Consider the following 19,623-nt stretch of genomic DNA (forward strand, 5'->3'; position numbering starts at 1 on the left):
ATAAAAGCCCGAGGGCAGCAAAGGCGCAGGATTGTAGCGCAGTGGGGCGCAAGCGCCCAAACAGCTCCGGTAACAAAGCGGCGCAGCCCGTCGGCCGGGGCTTTGAGGGCGCTCACCCGCGCCAGCTTTTTAGCGCTGTGTGACGTTTTAACTGCCCTCTGACGGTTCACGGCTCTATAATGCCAGGCAGTTTTCCGTCCTCTGTACAGGTGTTCCCTATGAAACGTCCAAGTGGTCGCGCTGCCGATCAGCTTCGCTCGATCCGCATTACCCGCAACTACACCAAACACGCCGAGGGATCTGTACTGGTCGAATTCGGTGATACCAAGGTCATCTGTACCGTCAGCGTCGAAAACGGCGTGCCGCGGTTCCTCAAGGGCCAGGGCCAGGGCTGGCTGACCGCCGAATACGGCATGCTGCCGCGCGCCACCGGCGAACGGAACCAGCGTGAGGCCAGCCGTGGCAAGCAGGGCGGTCGTACCCTGGAGATCCAACGGCTGATCGGCCGTTCGCTGCGCGCTGCGCTGGACATGTCCAAGCTGGGCGACGTGACACTGTATGTCGATTGCGACGTGATCCAGGCCGATGGCGGCACCCGTACGGCCTCCATCACCGGGGCCATGGTTGCGCTGGTCGATGCCTTGAAAGTGATCAAGAAGCGCGGCGGCCTCAAGGGCGGCGACCCGCTCAAGCAAATGATCGCCGCTGTGTCCGTGGGCATGTACCAAGGCGAGCCGGTGCTGGACCTGGATTACCTGGAAGACTCCGCCGCCGAGACCGACCTGAACGTGGTCATGACCAGCGCCGGCGGTTTCATCGAAGTCCAGGGTACCGCCGAAGGCGCGCCGTTCCAGCCGGAAGATTTGAACGCTATGCTGGAGTTGGCGAAGAAAGGCATGAACGAGATCTTCGAATTGCAAAAGGCCGCGTTGGCCGACTGATCGATTCCCGCTTCAAGACAACAAGGAGAGCGTCATGAGTGATGAGCAAATCCTGCTGCCCCGGCCGAGCCAAGAGGCGCGTCAATGGGCGATGTTTTGTCACCTGTCCGCCTTGCTGGGGATCTGGATTCCGTTTGGCACGCTGATCGGGCCGTTGGTACTCTGGCAGCTCAAGCGTGAATCCGACCCTTTCATCGATGCCCAGGGCAAGGAAGCGCTGAACTTCCAGATCACTGTGGCGATTGCTTCGGCGATTTGCCTGCTGCTGATGATCGTGGTGATTGGCTTCTTCCTGTTCGGCCTGGTGGCCATCGGTGCGCTGGTGCTGACCATCATAGGTGGCGTGAAGGCCAATGAAGGGCAGCCGTATCGGTATCCGTTCACCTGGCGGCTGGTCAAATAACGACCAATGTCATGACTCATGGAATGCCCCGATTTATCGGGGCATTCTTTTTTAAGCAGAAATGTTTCTCTCAATGCAGGGCATTAAAATTGCCCGGCGCGTTATCGTGCGCATACATGTACCGCTCTTAAACTTTTAGTCACAACTCATGAAGTTTCAAGGCGGTCTATGTCCTTGGCAATAGCACTGATCGATTGATAGAGTTGCCCCAAGTTATATTCCTTTAGAAATATTTCGATATATTCAGACCATTGAAGGTCCTTGAATTCAAAGCCAATCAGTGTTGAGGCAATCAACCTGTTCAAGCGGCGTGCCCAGGTAAAAAGTTCGCCCTGAATAGATATATTCAAAGAATAAACACTTATGTTTCAGCTCGATTTCTATGGAACCCTTGTCGCCGCCTCTTTAGTGCTTTTGCTGGGGCGCGGTCTTGTTACACGTGTCGGCTTTCTACGCGCCTACAATATTCCCGAACCCGTGGCGGGAGGGTTGGTAGTTGCCCTGATTCTCCTGGCGTTACGGGGGCTTGAAGTTGAAGTGCGTTTTGATACTTCATTGCAAACACCCTTGATGCTGGCGTTTTTTGCCACGATTGGCCTGAGCGCGGATTTCGCCAGCTTGAAGAAAGGCGGGCGCGTGGTGGGGATTTTCCTGTTGGCGGTCACCGGTCTGCTGGTGGTCCAGAATGCCATGGGCATCGGACTCGCAAAAGCACTGGGGCTCGATCCGTTGATGGGATTGCTGACCGGTTCGATTACCTTGGCGGGCGGTCACGGCACCGGCGCGGCGTGGGGGACGGTGTTCAGCGAGAAGTTCGGTCTGGCTTCCGCCTCCGAACTTGCGATGGCTTCTGCGACGTTTGGCTTGGTGTTGGGTGGCCTGATCGGTGGGCCGGTTGCGCGCCTGCTCATCAAACGTGTGCAATCGCCCGGCAGCCTCGAGCCAGAAAAGCCCCGCGTACCCAAGGGCTTCGAACAGCCAAACAAGGAACGCTCGATTACGCCATTTTCGTTTATCGAGACGCTCGCCCTGATCGCGGTCAGCCTGTTGGCCGGCACGCTCCTGAATGGACAGCTCCACGACACCGCATTCGAGTTGCCGACGTTCGTTTGTGTCCTTTTCGTGGGCGTGATCCTGCGCAATGGGCTTTCGGCACTCGGCCTGTATCAAGTATTCGAGCGAGAAGTGTCCGTGCTCGGCAATGTCAGCTTGTCACTGTTCCTGGCGATCGCCTTGATGTCACTCAAGTTGTGGGACCTGGCGTCATTGGCCCTGCCGATCTTCATCATTCTGGCGGCCCAGACATTGGTCATGGCCCTGTTTGCGATTTTCGTGACGTTCAGGCTCATGGGCAGTCACTACGATGCCGCGGTATTGGCGGCGGGGCATTGTGGTTTCGGACTGGGCGCCACGCCAACGGCCATCGCCAACATGCAAGCCGTGACACAGCGCTACGGACCTTCGCAGATCGCGTTTCTGGTGGTGCCGATGGTGGGGGCGTTCTTCATCGACATCATTAACGTCATCGTCATCAAGTTGTACCTGGCCCTGCCGTTTTTTGCCGCGGCTTGATGATCGAGGCGCTAGCGCGCTCCATGAAAAATGCCCGTATCTTGCGATACGGGCATTTTTTGGGGCGGTCGGCCTGAAGGCTGTCGCCGATACGCTTAGATGGTCAGCGTCCAGTCGTAATCCACGATCAGCGGCGCATGCTGCGAGAACCGTGGCTGGCGCGGCAGGCGGGCGCTGCGTACGAAGCGGCGCAGCCCAGGCGTCAGCAACTGGTAGTCGAAACGCCAACCGAGGTTGAGCATTTCGGCCTGCTCGTTGTCCGGCCACCAGCTGTACTGGTCGCCTTCGCGGCTGACTTCGCGCAGGGCATCGACATAGCCCATGTTGCCAATGATCTCGTCCATCCAGGCCCGTTCCGGCGCCAGGAAACCCGGGGATTGTTGGCTGTCGCGCCAGTTCTTGATATCCAGCTTCTGTTGCGCCACGTACAGCGAGCCACAATAGATGTACTCGCGACGTTTGCGCCGCTGTTTATCCAGGTAACGGGCGAAGTCGTCCATCAACTTGAATTTCTGATTCAAATCTTCATCGCCGTTCTGCCCCGAAGGGAGCAGTAAGGTCGCGATGCTGACCTTGTCGAAATCGGCTTGCAGGTAGCGCCCGTAGCGGTCCGCCGTCTCGAAACCGAGACCGTTGATGACAGCCTTCGGTTGCAGCCGCGAGTACAAAGCCACGCCACCCTGGGCGGGGACTTCGGCATCGCAGGCATAAAGGAAGTAACCATCCAGTTGGAAGGCTGCATCGTCCAGTTCAAAGGCGGAGGCGCGGGTGTCCTGCAGGCAGATGACGTCGGCATTCTGTGCTTGCAGCCAACTGAGCAAACCACGCTCCACTGCAGCCTGAATACCATTGACGTTCACACTGATGATCCGCATAAATGGCCCCAAAAATCACGTGCGTGTATGATACACGCCGTGTACCTATTTAGCTAAATCCGCGGTATTTGAGGCTTTTTTCATGCAGGCGTATCAGCGCGATTTCATTCGCTTTGCCATCGATCGCGGGGTTTTGCGCTTCGGTGAATTCACCCTCAAGTCCGGGCGCACCAGCCCGTACTTCTTCAATGCGGGCCTGTTCAACAGCGGAACCGCCCTGGCGCAGTTGGGCCGTTTTTATGCGGCGGCCATCGTCGAAAGCGGCATCCCGTTCGATGTATTGTTCGGCCCGGCCTACAAAGGCATCCCGCTGGCCGCCACCACCGCCGTCGCCCTGGCCGAACACCACGGCCGCGACCTGCCCTGGTGTTTCAACCGCAAGGAAGCCAAGGCCCACGGCGAAGGCGGCAGCCTGGTCGGCGCGCCGCTGACCGGCGATGTGTTGATCATCGACGACGTGATCACCGCCGGCACCGCCATTCGCGAAGTGATGCAGATCATCGCTTCCCAGGAAGGCGCCAAGGCGGCCGGTGTACTGATCGCCCTGAACCGTCAGGAGCGCGGCAACGGTGAGTTGTCGGCGATCCAGGAAGTGGAGCGCGATTTCGGCATTCCGGTGATCAGCATCGTGTCGCTGAACCAGGTGCTGGAGTTTTTGGCCGACGACTCGCAGCTCAAGCAGCATTTGCCGGCGGTTGAGGCTTATCGCGCGCAGTTCGGTGTCTAAAAGGCCTGCGCCAAGCCTTGTGGGAGCGAGCTTGCTTGCGATAGCGGCTTATCATTCAGCATTTAATTGACTGACCCACCGCTATCGCGAGCAAGCTCGCTCCCACAGTAGGTAGTCAGACAAAAAAAGACCCCGCTCAACCAGGTTGAGCAGGGTCTTTTTTTACCGGTATCGCTTAAGGACGCTTGCGATTGCTGATCAGCGTACCCACACCCGTATCGGTGAAGATCTCCAGCAGAATCGCATTCGGCACCCGGCCGTCGATGATCAGCGAGCTGCCGACGCCGCCCTGCACCGCTTCCAGCGCGCAACGAATCTTCGGCAGCATGCCGCCGTAGATGGTGCCATCGGCGATCAGGTCATCTACCTGCTGGGTCGACAACCCGGTCAGGACCTTGCCGGTCTTGTCCATCAGGCCGGCGATGTTGGTCAGCAGCATCAGCTTTTCAGCTTTGAGTGCCTCGGCAACCTTGCCCGCCACCAGGTCGGCGTTGATGTTGTACGACTCGCCGTTGGCACCCACGCCGATAGGCGCGATCACCGGGATGAAATCGCCCTTGACCAGCAGGTTCAGCAGGTCGGTGTTGATGCCGACCACTTCGCCCACATGACCGATGTCGATGATTTCCGGCTGGGTCATCTCCGGCGTCTGGCGGGTGACGGTGAGTTTCTTCGCCCGGATCAGCTCGGCGTCCTTGCCCGTCAGGCCAATGGCGCTGCCGCCATGGCGGTTGATCAGGTTGACGATGTCCTTGTTGACTTGGCCGCCGAGGACCATTTCCACCACATCCATGGTCTGTGCGTCAGTCACGCGCATGCCGTCGATGAAGTGGCTCTCGATCGACAGGCGCTTGAGCAGGTCGCCGATTTGCGGGCCGCCGCCGTGGACCACCACCGGGTTGATGCCCACGGCCTTCATCAGCACGATGTCGCGGGCGAAGCCGGTCTTCAGCTCCTCGCTTTCCATCGCGTTGCCGCCGTATTTGATCACCAGGGTCTTGCCGACGTAGCGTCGGATATAAGGCAACGCTTCGGACAGGACCTTGGCGGTGTTGGCGGCGGCTTCGCGTTCGAGGGTCATTCAGGGCTCCGGTAGTGCTTCAAAAAATCAAAACGGTAGTTGGAGATCAGGTGCAACACGTTTGAGTTGGGTGTGGAACACGTCCTTGATGCGCTGCAGTTCGGCCTCGTTGTCGGCCTCGAAACGCAGCACCAGCACCGGGGTGGTGTTGGACGCGCGGACCAGGCCCCAGCCTTGTGGGTAGTCGACCCGTACACCGTCGATGGTGGTCAGTTCGGCGCCTTCGCCCCACTGGGCGTCGTGCAGTGCATCAATGATGCTGAATTTGCTCTCTTCGGTCACATGGATATTGATTTCCGGCGTAGAAATATCGTTCGGGAAGGTCGCGAACAGTTCTTCGGCCGTGGATTTTTCCTTGCTGAGGATCTCCAGCAGGCGCGCGGCGCTGTAGATACCGTCGTCGAAACCGAACCAGCGCTCCTTGAAGAAGATGTGGCCGCTCATTTCACCGGCCAGCAGGGCGCCGCTCTGTTTCATTTTCTTCTTGATCAACGAATGACCGGTTTTCCACATCAGCGGGCGACCGCCATATTCCTTGATCAGTGGGACCAGGCGACGGGTGCACTTAACGTCGAAGATGATTTCGGCGTTCGGATTGCGCGCCACCACGTCGCGAGCGAACAGCATCAGCAGGCGGTCGGGGAACACCACGCTGCCGGTATTGGTCACCACGCCGACGCGGTCGCCGTCGCCGTCGAAGGCCAGGCCCAGGTCGGCGTTGGTTTCCTTGACCTTGGCGATCAGGTCTTGCAGGTTTTCCAGTTTGCCCGGGTCCGGGTGGTGGTTAGGGAAGTTGCCGTCCACGTCGCAGAACAGCGGGATGACTTCGCAGTTCAGGGCCTCGATCAGTTGCGGAGCGATTACGCCGGCCGCACCGTTGCCGCAGTCGACCACCACTTTCAGGCGTCGGGCGAGCTTCACGTCCTTGACGATCTCATCGTTGTAGCGCTCGAGGATGTTGACCTTGGTCACGCTGCCCTGGCCGCTGCTCAGGTCGTTGGTCTTGAGGCGGGTATGCAGGGCCTGGATCTGCTCGTTGGCGAGGGTGTCGCCGGCGATGACGATCTTGAAGCCGTTGTAGTTCGACGGGTTGTGGCTGCCGGTGAGCATGACCCCGGACTTGCCGGCCAGCACGTTGGCGGCGTAGTACAGCGCTGGCGTGGGCACCAGGCCCACGTCACTGACGTGGCAGCCGCTGTCGGCGACGCCTTTGATCAATTGTTCGACCAGCTCGGGGCCCGACAAGCGGCCGTCGCGGCCGACGCACACGTTCGGTTCACCCTGGGCCAGGCTCTGGGAGCCAATGGCGCGACCGATCCAGTAAGCGGTTTCGGCGGTGAGGGTTTCCGGTACCACGCCACGGATGTCGTAGGCGCGGAAGATGCTATCAGGGAAGATCGGGGCGATTGCGGCTGGGGTGTTCATGGGCGGGGCGCTCTATCAGGAAAGTGACTGGACAGGCCGACGCTGGGCGTCGGCAGGCTCAAGCTGAAGGGTATGACGGCGTTTTTGACAGAGAGTTCGTGGTGGGAAATTGCCATGAGACAGCGTTACCCCGGTCTTCCTCGCCTAATACATTGATTCCGGATGGGAAACCTAGCAGAAAGCCATTGCGCATTTTTTGTCCTGAAACAGAAGCTTCACAAACGGGCCGGGCAGGACGCCCAGCCCGGAACCGCACGGTCAATGGCTGCCGGAATGCCCGAATCCACCGGCGCCGCGCTGGCTCTCGTCGAATTCCTCGACCAGTTCGAAGTGGGCCTGGACCACCGGCACCAGTACCAGCTGCGCGATGCGCTCGCCCACGGCAATATTGAAGGCCGTTTGGCCGCGATTCCAGCACGACACCATCAATTCGCCCTGGTAGTCGGAATCGATCAGGCCCACCAGGTTGCCCAGCACGATGCCGTGCTTGTGGCCCAGGCCCGAGCGCGGCAGGATCAGCGCGGCCAGGCCCGGGTCGCCGATGTACACCGACAGGCCGGTAGGAATCAGCAGGGTCTGGCCTGGTTCCAGGATCGTGTCCTGCTTGAGCATCGCCCGCAGGTCGAGGCCGGCGGAGCCCGGTGTGGCGTATTGCGGCAGCGGGAATTCGCTACCGATGCGTGGGTCGAGGATCTTGGCTTGTAAGGCGTGCATGACATTAAACCTGGTTCAGACGTTCGGCGATAAAAGTGATCAGCTGGCGGGCAATCTTGCTCTTGCTGGTCTGGGCGAAAAGCGTGGCGTGCAACTGGCGGTCGATCACGCTGCAGGCGTTTTCTTCGCTGTTGAAGCCGATGCTCGGATTGGCGACGTCGTTGGCGACGATCAAGTCGAGGTTCTTGTCCTTGAGCTTGCGGGCGGCGTAATCGAGCAGGTGTTCGGTCTCGGCGGCGAAGCCGACACTGAACGGACGGTCGGGGCGGGTGGCGATGCTGGCCAGGATGTCCGGGTTGCGCACCATTTGCAGTAGCAGGCCGTCGCCGCTTGCAGGGTCTTTCTTCAATTTTTGCGGGGCAACGACTTCGGGGCGGTAGTCCGCTACCGCAGCCGAGGCGATGAACAGGTCGCAGGGGATGGCCGCTTCACAGGCCGCGAGCATGTCCCGGGCACTGACCACGTCGATGCGCGTGACCCGGTCCGGGGTTGGCAAGTGCACGGGACCGGTGATCAGAGTGACCCGGGCGCCGGCTTCCACGGCGGCTTCGGCCAGGGCGAAGCCCATTTTCCCGGAGCTGTGGTTGGTGATGTAGCGCACCGGGTCGATGTTTTCCTGGGTCGGCCCGGCGGTGATCAGCACGTGCTTGCCGGTCAGGGCCTGGCGCTGGAAGCAGTCTGCGGCGCACTGGGCCAGGTCCGTGGCTTCGAGCATGCGGCCCATGCCGACATCGCCGCAGGCCTGGCTGCCGGAGGCCGGGCCAAAGACTTTCAGGGCGCGGCTTTCCAGCAATTGCAGGTTGGCCTGGGTGGCCGGGTCGCGCCACATGGCCTGGTTCATGGCGGGGGCGACGGCCACCACGGCGTCCGTGGCGAGCACCAGGGTGGTCAACAGGTCGTCGGCGATGCCCTGGGCCAGGCGGGCGATCAGGTCAGCCGTGGCCGGGGCGATCAGCACCAGGTCGGCCCACTTGGCCAGTTCGATATGGCCCATGGCGGCTTCGGCCGCCGGGTCGAGCAAGTCCAGGTGGACCGGGTGCCCCGATAGGGCTTGCATGGTCAGTGGGGTAATGAACTCGCTGCCGCCACGGGTCATGACGACCCGTACTTCCGCGCCCTGGTCGATGAGTCGGCGAACCAGCTCGGCGCTCTTGTAGGCGGCAATGCCGCCGCCGACGCCCAGAACGATGCGTTTCCGATACAGCCGCTGCATAGGCCTGCCTTTCGATTTCAGTGGTCAGTGCAGGGCGAACCCCTTGGCAGCAGCTGCCAGGGTGCAAATCGCCTGCAAAAAAGATGGGCTACGATATCACAGCGACCGCTACGGAACAGCGGCGCCCACAATCAGGGAGATGCCATGAGTATTCGCGATTGGCCTGCGGCCGAGCGGCCGCGGGAGAGGTTATTGGCGCTGGGGGCTGGGAGTCTTTCGGACGCCGAGCTGCTGGCGATTTTTTTACGAACCGGCGTGTCCGGCAAAAGCGCGGTGGATCTGGCGCGACAACTGTTGATTCAATTTGGCAGCCTGCGCGCGCTGCTTGAAGCGGATCAGATCACATTCAGTAGTCACATGGGGCTCGGGCCGGCGAAGTTTGCCCAACTGCAGGCGGCTCAGGAAATGAGTCGGCGGCATTTGGCTGAACGGGCGCGGGAAAAGACCATGCTGGAAAGCCCGTTCGCGGTTCGTGAATACCTCAAGTCCATGCTGCGTCACGAACCCCACGAGGTGTTCGGTTGCCTGTTTCTCAACGCCAAGCACCAGGTGCTGACCTTCGAGGCGCTGTTCCGCGGTTCTATCGACAGCGCCAGTGTCCATCCCCGGCAGGTGGTCAAGCGCGCCCTGGCCCACAACGCCGCTGCGTTGATCCTGTGCCACAACCACCCCTCCGGCAACACCGAGCCCAGCCAGGCCGACCGGGTGCTCACCGAGCGGCTCCAGGAGGCCCTGGAATTGATCGACGTGCGGGTGCTCGACCACTTCATTGTTGGCGATGGGGAGCCGCTGTCGATGGCGGAGTATGGGTGGATGTAGGCAGGGTCATGCTTGAATAATCCCTTGTGGGAGCAAAGCTCCCACAGAGGGGCTGTGGTTACTTGAGGCTCACCTTGGAGTAATCCTGCCGCCCAAACGGGCTCACCGCATAACCTTGCACATCCTTGCGGGTCAGCGCGAAGGCGGTGGGGTGCGCCAGGGGCAGCCACAGGGCCTGCTGCTGGATCTGGGCCTGGGCCTGCTCGTAGAGCTTGGCGCGCACGCCTTGTTCGCCGGTGGTCTTGCCGGCGCTGATCAGTTTGTCCAGGTCCGGGTTGCAGTAGCGGGCGAAGTTGGTCCCGGACTTGAGTGCCGCGCAGGAAAACTGCGGGGTGAGGAAGTTGTCCGGGTCGCCGTTGTCGCCGGCCCAGCCCATGAACAGCAGGTCATGTTCGCCGGCCTTGGCGCGGCGGATCAGTTCGCCCCATTCGATCACGCGGATTTCCGCCTGGATGCCGATCTGCGCCAGGTCGGATTGCAGCAACTGGGCGCCAACGCTGGGGTTGGGGTTGAGCAGGCTGCCGGAAGGGCGGGTCCAGATGGTGGTCTGGAAGCCTTCCTTCAAGCCGGCCTTGGCCAGCAGGTCACGGGCCTTCGCCGGGTCATGGGCGTAGCCGGGCAGGTTTTTGGCATAACTCCAGGTGTTGGGCGGGTAGGGGCCGTTGGCGGCTTCGGCGGTGCCTTCGAAGACGGTCTTGAGGTAGCTGGCCTTGTCGAAGGCCAGGTTGATGGCTTGGCGCACCTCAGGCTTGTCCAGTGGCGGATGCTGGCTGTTGATCGCCACGAACGCGGTCATGAAGGCGTCGGTCTGGGCCACGCTCAGGGTCGGCTCCTGCCGGGCGGCCTGCACGTCCAGCGGCTTGGGCGACAAGGCGATCTGGCATTCGTTGCGGCGCAGTTTCTGCAGGCGCACATTGGCATCCGGCGTGATGGCGAAGACCAGCGGGTCCACTTTGGGCTTGCCGCCGAAATAGGCGTCATTGGCCTTGTAGCGAATCGAGGCGTCCTTCTGGAACCGGCTGAAGATGAACGGGCCGGTGCCGATCGGCTGGTTGTTGAGTTTTTCCGGCGTGCCGGCCTGCATCAGTTGATCGGCGTATTCGGCCGAATAGATGGAGGCAAAGCCCATGCTCAACGTTGCCAGGAAGGTCGAATCGGCGTGATCGAGGGTGAACCGCACGGTCAGCGGGTCCAGGGCGTCGATTTTCTTGATCAGCGCCGGCAATTGCATGGATTGGGCGTGGGGGAAGCCGCTTTGCGCAACCTTGTGCCACGGGTTCGCCGGGTCGAGCATGCGTTCGAAGCTGAACTTCACGTCCTCGGCGGTCAGGTCGCGGCGCGGCGTGAAGTACTCGGTGTGATGGAACTTGACCTGTGGCCGCAGCTTGAACACGTAGGTCAGGCCATCGGTAGAGATCTCCCAGCGTTCGGCCAGGCTGGGGACCACTTTGCCGCTAGCGGTATCGAAATCCACCAGGCGGTTCATCAGCACGTCGGCGGAGGCGTTGGTGGTGGTCAGGGAGTTGTACTGGACGACATCGAACCCTTCCGGGCTGGCTTCGGTGCAGACGCTCAGGGCGGCGGCCCAGGCCTGCGGGGTGATCAGCAGAGGGGCGAGCAACAACGGTAGGGCAGCGAGGCGCATGGTCGGTTTCCTGTGCAAGTCGGAGGCCCATCTGCGAGTGCAGTCTGGAAAAGGCCTACCCTAGTGGGCTCGCTGCCAAATGACTATCCCCTTTTTGCATTTTCCGGCACTCTGCGGCGACGGTATGGGTGGCCAGAACCTGGCGCATGTGAAAAAAAACCTGTGTGCAGCGACGAGCGGTCAGGGGCCGTGCCAGCCTCTGCCCCTGCCGTCCGGGGCGGTGAGCCGATGTTTCTTCAGGAAGACAAATCACATCGACTGTTGTTGCACGGTGGTCTTTCTGGTATAAAGCAGCGCTCTTTTCTAGGGGCCCGGTTCCTTCACTGTAGGTGTAGCCGGTAAGACCCTTAAAGAAACGCGGCGCCTGGCGCCAAATGACTGAGAGATTAAGCGGCCAACCCATGCCGGGTTGGGCATGTGGTTTTAGAGGGCTGAGGCATGTCGAGAGTCTGTCAAGTTACCGGTAAGGGTCCGGTGACTGGGAATAACATTTCCCACGCAAACAACAAAACCCGTCGTCGTTTCCTGCCGAACCTGCAGCATCACCGCTTCTGGGTTGAAGAAGAGAAACGTTTTGTGCGTCTGCGCGTATCTGCCAAGGGCATGCGCATCATCGACAAGCGTGGCATCAGTGTCGTGCTGGCCGAACTTCGTCGCGATGGCAAGGTTTAAGGGAGCTAATCATGCGTGAATTGATTCGTTTGATCTCGAGCGCCGGTACTGGTCACTTCTACACTACCGACAAGAACAAGCGTACTACCCCGGACAAAATCGAGATCAAGAAATATGATCCGGTTGTTCGCAAGCACGTGATCTACAAGGAAGGCAAAATCAAGTAATTGATTTTTCCCTCTTACAAAAAAGGCCCGTATCGCGAGATACGGGCCTTTTTTGTTGGGTCGGCGAAGCTGCCGATCAGCCGCAGTGGATGCTGACAATGATTCTGTCGGCATTGGTGTGCAGGTTGATGCGTCGCGGACGCAGGTCCCAGCTCGAAGGATACTTCGGCCCCGTGGCGCGTACGGGAGCCCCGTTGGCCAGGGCGCGGACCTCTTCAAGCAGTTCGGGGGTGCATTTTTGGCCGATGGTGTATCGGGCGATGGCCAGGTCGCATTGATCGGGTAAGACGGGCATGTTTGCCTCCTTGCAAATGATAGGTCAGGGCGTTCACCCGTCGGGCTGACCGCACGTCCTGTGCGTAGCCGTCGCGACGATAAAATGTGTGACGCCCGCCAGCAGTCTCATCTGTTTCGCGGGTGATTGACCAGCCCTGGAGTGTCAGCTGCTTTTTCAGTCGGGCTCAGGCCTTCTGCTCGAACACCACGTAGATCTTGCGGCACGGCTCCAGCACTTCCCAGGTGCCCTTGAACCCGGCCGGGATCACGAAGCGGTCGCCGGCCCGCAGGGTCTTGGCGTTGCCATCGTTGTCCCGCAACACGGAAACGCCCTGGACGATCTCGCAGTATTCATGCTCGGTGTAATTGACCGTCCACTGGCCGACGGCGCCTTCCCATACGCCAGCGTTCATTTGCCCACAAGGGCTGCTGTAGTGGTTGAACACGGTTTGCTCGGGATCGCCCTTGAACACCTTGGCCGGGTCCGGGCGATAACGCTCGGCGGTGGTATTGGCCTGGCTGAAGTCGACGATGTCCTGAATGCTCATGCGGGTGATCCCCAGTGATCGCTTGGAAGGCCTCGAGTCTATGTTTATTAAAACGAACATCGCAAGGCCGTTTGCCACTGATGTGTCAAATATATTGAAACATGACCGGCCGCTGGTTTAGGGTGGCGGGTGCCCTATGCCGAAAACAGCGCCGAAAACAGGCTGGCCGGGCAGAATTCTTTTGAGCGCTGCGCATTGCGCGGCGTTCGTACTCAATAAGAGGAGGACACACGCATGACCACCCTGACTCGTACCGATTGGGAGCAACGCGCCCGCGACCTGAAGATCGAAGGCCGCGCCTTCATCAACGGTGAGTACACCGATGCGGTGTCCGGCGAAACGTTCGATTGCCTCAGCCCGGTCGATGGCCGCCTGCTGGGCAAGATCGCCAGCTGCGACGTGGCCGACGCCCAGCGTGCCGTCGAAAATGCCCGCGCCACCTTCAACTCCGGCGTCTGGTCGCGCCTGGCGCCAAGCAAACGCAAAACCACCATGATCCGTTTCGCCGGCTTGCTCAAGCAGCATGCCGAGGAACTGGCACTGCTGGAAACCCTGGACATGGGCAAGCCGATCAGCGATTCGCTGAACATCGACGTGCCCGGCGCGGCCCAAGCGTTGAGCTGGAGCGGTGAAGCCATCGACAAGCTCTACGACGAAGTGGCGGCCACCCCGCACGATCAACTGGGCCTGGTGACCCGTGAGCCGGTGGGTGTCGTGGGGGCTATCGTGCCCTGGAACTTCCCGTTGATGATGGCCTGCTGGAAGCTCGGCCCGGCGCTGTCCACCGGTAACTCGGTGGTGCTCAAGCCGTCGGAAAAATCCCCGTTGACCGCCATCCGTATCGCTGCGCTGGCGATCGAGGCCGGCATTCCGAAAGGCGTGCTGAACGTGTTGCCAGGCTACGGCCACACCGTCGGCAAGGCCCTGGCCCTGCATATGGACGTCGATACGCTGGTGTTCACCGGTTCGACCAAGATCGCCAAGCAACTGATGATCTATTCCGGCGAATCCAACATGAAGCGCATCTGGCTGGAAGCCGGTGGCAAGAGCCCGAACATCGTGTTCGCCGATGCCCCGGACTTGCAAGCTGCCGCCGAATCCGCTGCCAGCGCCATCGCCTTCAACCAGGGCGAAGTCTGCACCGCCGGCTCGCGACTGTTGGTGGAGCGCTCCATCAAGGACACGTTCCTGCCGCTGGTGATCGAAGCCCTCAAGGGCTGGAAGCCGGGCAATCCCCTGGACCCGGCCACCAACGTCGGAGCCCTGGTCGATACCCAGCAGATGAATACAGTGCTGTCCTACATCGAGGCTGGCCATAGCGATGGCGCCAAACTGGTGGCCGGTGGCAAGCGCATCCTTGAGGAAACCGGCGGCACGTACGTCGAGCCGACGATTTTCGACGGTGTGAGCAACGCCATGAAAATCGCCCAGGAAGAGATCTTCGGCCCGGTATTGTCGGTCATCGCCTTCGACACCGCCGAGCAGGCCATCGAGATCGCCAACGACACGCCGTATGGCCTGGCCGCAGCGGTATGGACGAAGGACATCTCCAAGGCTCACCTGACCGCCAAGGCCCTGCGTGCCGGCAGCGTATGGGTTAATCAGTACGACGGCGGCGACATGACCGCACCGTTCGGTGGCTTCAAGCAGTCGGGCAACGGTCGCGACAAGTCGCTGCATGCGTTCGACAAATACACCGAGCTGAAGTCGACCTGGATCAAGCTCTGACAGTGACGGCCCCGGATCTTGTCCGGGGTCTCATGCAGCGCTGATTCCCTCTGTGGGAGCGAGCTTGCTCGCGATAGCGGCACGACAGTCGACGACGTTGTTGAATGTTGCGCCGCCATTGCGAGCAAGCTCGCTCCTACATTGGTCGGGGATGGACGGAAGTGGCGGCCAACACAAATCCCCTGTGGGAGCGAGCTTGCTCGCGATAGCGGTACGACAATCGACGACGTTGTTGAATGTTGCGCCGTCATTGCGAGCAAGCTCGCTCCTACATTGGTCGGGGATGGACGGAAGTGGCGGCCAACACAAATCCCCTGTGGGAGCGAGCTTGCTCGCGATAGCGGTACGACAATCGACGAAGTTGTTGAATGTTGCGCCGCCATCGCGAGCAAGCTCGCTCCCACAATGTTTTGGGTGATGGTTCGGATTGATAACTGTCCACAGGAGCGTGGAAATGCGTTGGGCAACCTATTTCGCCGTGCTGGCGTCTGTCCTGAGCGTCGGCCTGGCCCTGGGCGTGAGCATGCCGTTGGTGTCGCTGCGTCTGGAGGGCTGGGGTTATGGCTCGTTCGCCATTGGTGTGATGGCGGCCATGCCGGCCGTGGGGGTGTTGCTCGGGGCCAAGGTGTCGAGCCGGCTGGCGGCGCGGTTCGGTACGGCGGCGTTGATGCGCCTGTGCCTCTGGGGCGGTGCGGTGTCCATCGGGTTGCTGGCGCTGCTGCCCAGCTATCCGGTCTGGTTGCTGCTGCGCCTGATGATTGGCGTGGTCCTGACCTTGGTGTTCATCCTGGGTGAGAGCTGGATCAATCAACTGGTCATTGAACGATGGCGTGGACGGTTGGTGGCGCTGTACGGCAGCAGCTACGCCCTGAGCCAGTTGTCCGGCCCACTGCTGCTGGGCGCGCTGGGGACCGATCATGACTACGGGTTCTGGGTGGGCGTCGGCCTGCTGTTGGCCGCGCCCTTGCTGTTGCTGGGCCGCAGCGGTGCGCCGAGCAGCGAGGCCGGCAACGTCACGTTCGGCGATTTGTGGACGTTTTGCCGTGGCTTGCCGGCGATTGCCTGGGCAGTCTCGTTGTTCGCTGCGTTCGAGGCGATGATCCTCACGTTGTTGCCGGTGTATTGCCTTCGCCAGGGTTTCACGGCCGACATTGCGCTGGCGATGGTCAGCACCGTGGTGGTCGGTGATGCCTTGCTGCAGTTGCCCATCGGCGCCCTGGCCGATCGCGTGTCTCGCCGGGCCCTGTTGACGGGGTGCGCGGTGGCGTTGACGTTATCGAGCCTGGCGGTTCCGCTGTTGATCGATACCCTGTTGATCTGGCCGCTGTGGGTACTGTTCGGTGCCAGCGCGGGCGGCTTGTTCACGCTGTCGCTGATCCTGATCGGCGAGCGTTACCGCGACGATGCGCTGGTGCGGGCCAACGCCCATGTCGCGCAGCTGTGGGGGCTCGGTTGCCTGATTGGCCCATTGGTGGCAGGGGCGGGCAGCCAATGGGTCAGCGGACATGCACTGCCTTTGTTCATGGCGGCCGGGGCGTTCGGATTGGTGATCCTGCTGTTGCGCCAAGGGGCGTTCGGGGCAACTCAAGCGGCCTGAGCATACCCAAATCCCTTGCCACAAAAGCGGGCCGTCTCTAAAGCATCCGTTCCAACCCGATGGTCGTGGCGAACCAGGCATTGAACCGGCGCCACCAACTGCCCGGTTCGCGGTCCAGGTCGTGGATCTTGCCGTTGTCTTCGGTGGTCCATACAAGCGTTCCATCTTCCAGCCTGGCCTGATAACTCAGGGCCGGTGCCATGCCTTGCAAGGCCAGCTCACGCACTTGGCTGGCGAGTTCCGGGCTGTCCACCAACACGCCGACTTCGGTGTTCCACAGCACTGAGCGCGGGTCGAAATTGAACGAGCCGATGAAGGATTTCTGCTGGTCGAAGATGATCGCCTTGCTGTGCAGGCTGGAATCCGATTCGCCGTAGGATTTGCTGTAGAACAGATGCGGGCTGCCGCCAGTGTCGCCCGGTTGTCGTCGCAGTTCGAACAGGCGCACGCCATGTTGCAGCAAGGCCTTGCGGTACGGTGCATAGCCGCCATGCACGGCGGGCACGTCGGTGGCCTCCAGGGAGTTGGTCAGCAGGCTCACCGACACGCCGGCATCGGCGCGACTGGTCAGGTACACCAAGCCTGGCTGGCCGGGGACGAAGTAGGCGGAAATCATGATCAGTTCTTTGCTGACGCCCGTCAGCTCGGGGGCCAGTTGGGTCGTCAGCAATAGCTGAGGGTCCGGTTCGTCCTTGGCCAGCACTTTGCTGGGCGCGTCCCACAGCGCCTGGTTCCAGGCCCAGATCAACTGGTCGCGCCAGGTGTCCAGGCGCGGTTGGGTCTTGTAGGCGGTCAGTTGCTGGTAGAGCGCGTGGTTTTCCTTGTGGGTCTGCTCCAGGGACTCTTGCAGGCGCAGGCGGCTGTTGGCCAGGTCCTTGGGCGTGGGGCGATGGGACAGGAACTGTTCGATGGGTTTGCTCAGGGCGCTGTTCCAGTACTGGTCGAAGCTGTGGCCCAATTGTTCGGCCACCGGACCGACACTGAGCAGGTCGATGTCGGTGAAGTTCAGGTTGGGTTCGGCGTCGAAGTACTCATCGCCCAGGTTGCGACCGCCGACGATGGCCATGCTGTTGTCCGCCAGCCACAGCTTGTTGTGCATCCGGCGGTGTTGCAACGACAGGTCGAACAGGCGCCCGAGGCCGCGAGTCACGCCGGTGGCGCGTCCCAGGTGCAGTGGATTGAACAGGCGGATCTGGATTTGCGGATGGGCGGCGAGGGTGGCGATGATCTGATCCTGGCCATCGCTGGTGGTGTCGTCCAGCAGGATCCGCACGCGTACGCCCCGGTCGGCAGCCTTGAGCAGTTCATCCACCAGCATCCGCGTGCTGATGCCGTCATGCACGATGTAGTACTGCAAATCCAGGCTGCCTTGGGCGTGGCGAATCAGCTCGGCCCGGGCGGTGAAGGCCTCGGTGCTGTCCGACAGCAGCCGAAAGCCCGAACGCCCTTCATGGGCGGCGGCCTGGGCCTGGACCGAGCGGCCGAACGAGGATTCGGTGGCCGGCAGGGCCTGGGACGGCTCGCGGGTGATATCAAGACCGGCGCAGCCGCTCAGCAGTGAGCCGACTAACAGTAGCGCAGGCAGGATCGGTCTGGATCTCACGTAGGATCGTTCCGCTTGTTCACGTTGATCGGCTATTGGGTGCTGCTTCCCTGGATAAAGTTCAGACGACGTCGCGCTGGGTTTCGTTCAACAGCGCGATAGCGGCGGCTCCGACCTTGCGCACGGCCTCTTCGATCTGGGCCGTTGGCTTGGCAGCGTAGTTCATCCGCAAGCAGTTGCGGTACTTGCCCGATGCCGAAAAAATACTGCCGACGGCCACCTGCACGCCTTGGTCCAGCAGAGCCCGATTGAGCTTCAGCGTGTCGAAGCCGTCGGGCAATTCGATCCACAGCATGAAACTGCCCCGTGGGCGACTGGCACGGGTGCCCGGTGGAAAATAGCGGCTGACCCAGTCGATCATCACGTCGCGATTGCGCTGGTATTGCGTACGCATCCGCCGCAAATGGGGTTCGAAATGCCCGCCCTTGAGAAACTCGGCAATGGCGATCTGCGGCTGTGGCGCGGTAGAGCCGGTGCTGATGTATTTCATGTGCAGCACCCGCTCCAGGTAACGGCCTGGCGCGACCCAGCCAATGCGCAGGCCAGGCGCCAGGGTCTTGGAAAATGAACTGCAGAGCAGGACGCGACCGTCTTCATCGAAGGACTTGATGGTGCGTGGGCGGGGGTACGTGTAGGCCAATTCCCCATACACATCATCTTCGATGATCGCCACGTCGAAGCGCTGTGCCAGGTTCAGCAGCGCGCGCTTATTGGCGTCGGGCATGATGTAGCCCAGCGGGTTATTGCAGCTGGGGGTCAACTGTATGGCCTTGATGGGCCACTGCTCCAAGGCCAGCTCCAGTGCATCCAGGCTGATGCCGGTGAGCGGGTCGGTGGGGATTTCCAAGGCCTTCATGCCCAGGCCCTTGAGGGTTTGCATGGCCCCGTGAAAGCTGGGTGAATCCACTGCGACGATATCGCCTTGTTCGCAGGTGGCGCGGATGCTGACCGACAGGGCTTCATGGCAGCCGGTGGTGACGATCAGGTCGTTGGGGCCCAGTTGGCAGCCGGAGTCCAACGACAGTCGGGCGATCTGTTCACGCAGCGCGAGGTTGCCGTAGATGTTGTCGTAATACAGGCCGGGCATGTCTTGCCGGCGGCTGATCTGCGCCAGGCTGCGCAGCAGCGGTTTCATGGTCGGCGAGTTGATGTCCGGCATCCCGCGTCCCAGTTGCACCACATCCGGGCGCGGTACGGCGCGTATCAGCTCCAGCACCTGGTCCCACTGGGAAATATCCACGGGGCGCTGGGCCGGACGGCCTACGACCGGCAGGTCCGGCAACTCGCGACCCACGGGTACGAAGTAACCGGACTTGGGTCTCGGCATCGCCAGCCCACTGTCCTCCAGCACGCGATAGGCCTGCTGCACCGTACTCAAGCTGACCCCGTGTTCCGTGCTCAATGCCCGCACAGATGGCAGCCGGTCGCCGGGGCGGTAGAAGCCCTGCTCGATGCGGGTGCCAAGCAGTTCGGCGAGGTTCACGTAGAGGGTCATGGTGCGCTCCCGATGAGATGGACAACTGCAACCGATACAGTTGGGTTGGAAAATGACAATTCAGTGGCGGAAATACCGAATCTGTATGCTTATAAAAGAAATAGGTTGAATCTGTATTGCTT

18 protein-coding genes and 1 pseudogene are annotated in these 19,623 nt (G+C 61.1%); 9 read left to right on the plus strand and 10 right to left on the minus strand.

Annotated features, from left to right (window positions below):
- Window positions 1-218: 218 nt before the first annotated feature.
- The 3 genes from rph to gltS all read left to right on the plus strand — a co-directional run bounded on the left by rph (window position 219) and on the right by gltS (window position 2,916).
- Entirely contained in the window at window positions 219-941 is a 723-nt protein-coding gene (gene rph, locus BLU85_RS26655) for a ribonuclease PH (RefSeq protein ID WP_060740056.1), read from the plus strand.
- Between the two features lie 34 nt (window positions 942-975).
- The gene (locus BLU85_RS26660; protein WP_092204771.1) at window positions 976-1,344 is read left to right on the plus strand and encodes a DUF4870 domain-containing protein; all 369 of its coding nucleotides are present in this window, start codon (window positions 976-978) and stop codon (window positions 1,342-1,344) included.
- A 363-nt stretch (window positions 1,345-1,707) separates the two neighbouring features.
- Window positions 1,708-2,916, plus strand: a complete 1,209-nt coding sequence (gene gltS / locus BLU85_RS26665) for a sodium/glutamate symporter (protein WP_092204770.1) — start codon at window positions 1,708-1,710, stop codon at window positions 2,914-2,916.
- A 95-nt stretch (window positions 2,917-3,011) separates the two neighbouring features.
- Here gltS and BLU85_RS26670 read toward each other — a convergent pair whose 3' ends face one another.
- Entirely contained in the window at window positions 3,012-3,791 is a 780-nt protein-coding gene (locus tag BLU85_RS26670) for an exodeoxyribonuclease III (RefSeq protein WP_013694557.1), read from the minus strand.
- A gap of 82 nt (window positions 3,792-3,873) precedes the next feature.
- On the opposite strand from BLU85_RS26670, the gene pyrE reads away from it, so the two are divergent.
- Complete coding sequence (pyrE, locus tag BLU85_RS26675; RefSeq protein WP_092204769.1) at window positions 3,874-4,518, plus strand: orotate phosphoribosyltransferase; 645 nt, start codon at window positions 3,874-3,876, stop codon at window positions 4,516-4,518.
- A 175-nt stretch (window positions 4,519-4,693) separates the two neighbouring features.
- Here the strand turns inward: pyrE and argB are convergent, their stop codons facing one another.
- The 4 genes and pseudogenes from argB to coaBC form a co-directional block, all read right to left on the minus strand.
- Window positions 4,694-5,599: an acetylglutamate kinase gene (gene argB / locus BLU85_RS26680; protein ID WP_025216133.1), complete on the minus strand. Its 906-nt coding sequence runs from the start codon at window positions 5,597-5,599 to the stop codon at window positions 4,694-4,696.
- A 27-nt stretch (window positions 5,600-5,626) separates the two neighbouring features.
- Window positions 5,627-7,030 (minus strand): annotated as a pseudogene (locus BLU85_RS26685) (phosphomannomutase/phosphoglucomutase); the annotation flags it as partial.
- A gap of 252 nt (window positions 7,031-7,282) precedes the next feature.
- Window positions 7,283-7,738, minus strand: a complete 456-nt coding sequence (gene dut / locus BLU85_RS26690; RefSeq protein ID WP_053126549.1) for a dUTP diphosphatase — start codon at window positions 7,736-7,738, stop codon at window positions 7,283-7,285.
- Window positions 7,739-7,742: 4 nt separating this feature from the next.
- Window positions 7,743-8,951 (minus strand): bifunctional phosphopantothenoylcysteine decarboxylase/phosphopantothenate--cysteine ligase CoaBC, encoded by a 1,209-nt coding sequence (coaBC, locus tag BLU85_RS26695; RefSeq protein WP_046064467.1) that lies wholly within the window; start codon window positions 8,949-8,951, stop codon window positions 7,743-7,745.
- 144 nt (window positions 8,952-9,095) lie between these two features.
- Here coaBC and radC point away from each other — a divergent pair, with 144 nt between their 5' ends.
- On the plus strand, window positions 9,096-9,770 hold the full coding sequence (gene radC / locus BLU85_RS26700; RefSeq protein WP_092204767.1) for a RadC family protein: 675 nt from the start codon (window positions 9,096-9,098) through the stop codon (window positions 9,768-9,770).
- 58 nt (window positions 9,771-9,828) lie between these two features.
- Here radC and BLU85_RS26705 read toward each other — a convergent pair whose 3' ends face one another.
- Window positions 9,829-11,415, minus strand: coding sequence for an ABC transporter substrate-binding protein (locus BLU85_RS26705; RefSeq protein ID WP_092204766.1), 1,587 nt, complete (start codon window positions 11,413-11,415; stop codon window positions 9,829-9,831).
- A gap of 438 nt (window positions 11,416-11,853) precedes the next feature.
- On the opposite strand from BLU85_RS26705, the gene rpmB reads away from it, so the two are divergent.
- The gene (gene rpmB / locus BLU85_RS26710; protein ID WP_003177273.1) at window positions 11,854-12,087 is read left to right on the plus strand and encodes a 50S ribosomal protein L28; all 234 of its coding nucleotides are present in this window, start codon (window positions 11,854-11,856) and stop codon (window positions 12,085-12,087) included.
- 11 nt (window positions 12,088-12,098) lie between these two features.
- Window positions 12,099-12,254, plus strand: coding sequence for a 50S ribosomal protein L33 (gene rpmG / locus BLU85_RS26715; protein WP_003177274.1), 156 nt, complete (start codon window positions 12,099-12,101; stop codon window positions 12,252-12,254).
- A gap of 76 nt (window positions 12,255-12,330) precedes the next feature.
- Here the strand turns inward: rpmG and BLU85_RS26720 are convergent, their stop codons facing one another.
- Both BLU85_RS26720 and BLU85_RS26725 read right to left on the minus strand, forming a co-directional pair.
- Window positions 12,331-12,549: a peptidase inhibitor gene (locus BLU85_RS26720; protein ID WP_092204765.1), complete on the minus strand. Its 219-nt coding sequence runs from the start codon at window positions 12,547-12,549 to the stop codon at window positions 12,331-12,333.
- Between the two features lie 166 nt (window positions 12,550-12,715).
- Complete coding sequence (locus BLU85_RS26725; protein ID WP_046064464.1) at window positions 12,716-13,078, minus strand: cupin domain-containing protein; 363 nt, start codon at window positions 13,076-13,078, stop codon at window positions 12,716-12,718.
- Between the two features lie 234 nt (window positions 13,079-13,312).
- Here BLU85_RS26725 and BLU85_RS26730 point away from each other — a divergent pair, with 234 nt between their 5' ends.
- Both BLU85_RS26730 and BLU85_RS26735 read left to right on the plus strand, forming a co-directional pair.
- Window positions 13,313-14,806, plus strand: coding sequence for an aldehyde dehydrogenase (locus BLU85_RS26730; RefSeq protein ID WP_060740066.1), 1,494 nt, complete (start codon window positions 13,313-13,315; stop codon window positions 14,804-14,806).
- A 454-nt stretch (window positions 14,807-15,260) separates the two neighbouring features.
- Complete coding sequence (locus BLU85_RS26735; RefSeq protein ID WP_092204764.1) at window positions 15,261-16,403, plus strand: MFS transporter; 1,143 nt, start codon at window positions 15,261-15,263, stop codon at window positions 16,401-16,403.
- A gap of 37 nt (window positions 16,404-16,440) precedes the next feature.
- On the opposite strand, the gene BLU85_RS26740 is transcribed toward BLU85_RS26735, so the two are convergent.
- Together BLU85_RS26740 and BLU85_RS26745 are read right to left on the minus strand one after the other, a co-directional pair.
- Complete coding sequence (locus BLU85_RS26740) at window positions 16,441-18,006, minus strand: phospholipase D family protein (RefSeq protein ID WP_092204763.1); 1,566 nt, start codon at window positions 18,004-18,006, stop codon at window positions 16,441-16,443.
- 61 nt (window positions 18,007-18,067) lie between these two features.
- Entirely contained in the window at window positions 18,068-19,501 is a 1,434-nt protein-coding gene (locus tag BLU85_RS26745) for an aminotransferase-like domain-containing protein (protein ID WP_092204762.1), read from the minus strand.
- Window positions 19,502-19,623: the final 122 nt, after the last annotated feature.

This window comes from Pseudomonas sp. NFACC14, from assembly GCF_900106885.1.
Lineage (GTDB): Bacteria > Pseudomonadota > Gammaproteobacteria > Pseudomonadales > Pseudomonadaceae > Aquipseudomonas > Aquipseudomonas fluorescens_AA.